The following is a 1,554-nucleotide window of genomic DNA, read 5'->3' as shown; positions in this document are numbered from 1 at the left end:
CTGGGCGAGACCGGGTTGTCGGAACGGGGGCACCAGCATGTGCAGCACATCCGGCTGTCGGCGTTGCAGCTGCAACAGGCCGTGGCCGCCCTGCGGCTGCACCGGCAAGGTTTCCACCCGGTGCACCAGCCGATACAGCGGGCGCGTGCCACGGCGCGCCAGCCACACCCCCAGCCAGATCGCCAACAGCACCATCACCAAAGCGGTGCAGGCCAGCACCATCACCACCCGGTCGCGGATGGGGCGCACCACCAGTTGCCGGCTGACCTCGGCGACCAGCCAGGCCGGCGCGGCCGGTGCAGGCGGCTGCAACTGGCGCACGTGGTAGTGCCGACCCTCGCGGCCACTGAACTCCGACCGCCAGGGCTCCTGCGCGAAGCCGGGCTTCAGGTCGGCCGGGAACCGCGCCGGATCGCGGTACAGCACGATGCCGGTATCGGCCGGTGCCCGCCAATCGCCGCCGACCGCATGGGTGGCCAGCTGCACGGCAGCTTCGCGCGCCAGTTGCGCCTCGAACACGCTGTCTTCCACCGCGTACATGAAGACCACCGCGTACAGCCCGAACACCGCCGCCACCAGCACGGTGAAGGCGGTGAATGCCAGTACCAGGTGTCGGCGCAGCCGCCGTACCGGCCGCCTCACGGCGTCGCCTCCAGGCGGAAGCCAACCCCGTGCACGGTGCGCAGCATCTCGCCCTGGAAGGGGCGGTCCAGGGCCTGCCGCAGCAGGTACAGGTGCGACCGCAGGGGATCCGACGGCGGTGCTTCATCGCCCCACAGGCGCTGGATCAGTTCACTGCGGGTCACCGTGCGCGGCCATGCATCGGCCAGTGCCAGCAGGATGCGCTGCGGCAGCGATTGCGGCTGCAGGTGCAGTGCCACGCCATCGCGCCATGCGGCCCCATCGCGACGATCGACGCTGAGCGGACCGATCCGCAGCAGGTGTGGTTGGCCGATATGGTGCCGCCGCGCGAGCGCCAGGCAACGCGCCAGCAGCTCGGCATCGTCGAAGGGTTTGACCAGGTAGTCGTCGGCGCCGCTGGCGAAGCCCTGCAGCTTGTCATCCAGGGCGTCGCGCGCGGTCAGCATCAGCACCGGTACGTGGCGGTCGCTGCCGGCGCGCAGCCGCTGGCACACGCCGATGCCGTCCAGCCCGGGCAGGCCCAGGTCGAGCAGCAGCACGTCCGGTGGCGCGGCCAGCGCCATGCGCAGGCCGGTGCGGCCATCGGCCGCGAAGTCGACCTGATGGCCCTGCGCCTGCAGCATGTGCATGATCGCCGAGGCCAGCGGCAGGTTGTCTTCGATCAACAGCAGGCGCAGGCGCTCGGCATCCATGGTCAGGGCTGCATGCGGGCAAGAAGGGCCTTAGCTTGTTCCAGCGTGGGCTGCTTTTCCAGCACGGCCTGCAGCTGGCTGCGTGCCTGGTCGGTACGACCCAGCCGCCAATGCGCTTCGGCGATACCGACATCCAGCTGCGCCTCGTCCATGTACGGGCGGGCCAGCTGCATGATCGACAGCGCATCGGCAATGGCGGCCGGCTCCTGCGCGGCCTGCA

Annotated in this window: 3 protein-coding genes; all 3 read right to left on the bottom strand. The window is 70.5% G+C overall.

Going from position 1 to position 1,554, the window contains the following annotated elements; all coding sequences use genetic code 11:
• The coding region (locus DBR34_RS21470) for a hypothetical protein (RefSeq protein ID WP_219928312.1) at positions 1-642 on the bottom strand (642 nt) is incomplete at its 3' end.
• The gene (locus tag DBR34_RS15780) at positions 639-1,334 is read right to left on the bottom strand and encodes a response regulator transcription factor (RefSeq protein WP_128097499.1); all 696 of its coding nucleotides are present in this window, start codon (positions 1,332-1,334) and stop codon (positions 639-641) included. The genes DBR34_RS15780 and DBR34_RS21470, both read right to left, overlap by 4 nt.
• Positions 1,335-1,336: 2 nt before the next feature.
• Positions 1,337-1,554: tetratricopeptide repeat protein (locus DBR34_RS23395; protein WP_258223996.1), on the bottom strand; the 218-nt coding region annotated here is incomplete at its 5' end.

This window comes from Stenotrophomonas sp. HMWF003, assembly GCF_003061285.1.
Classification (GTDB): Bacteria; Pseudomonadota; Gammaproteobacteria; order Xanthomonadales; family Xanthomonadaceae; genus Stenotrophomonas; species Stenotrophomonas maltophilia_AP.
The sequence above is the reverse complement of the archived record's forward strand: the minus strand, read 5'-3'. Positions and strand labels throughout refer to the sequence as shown.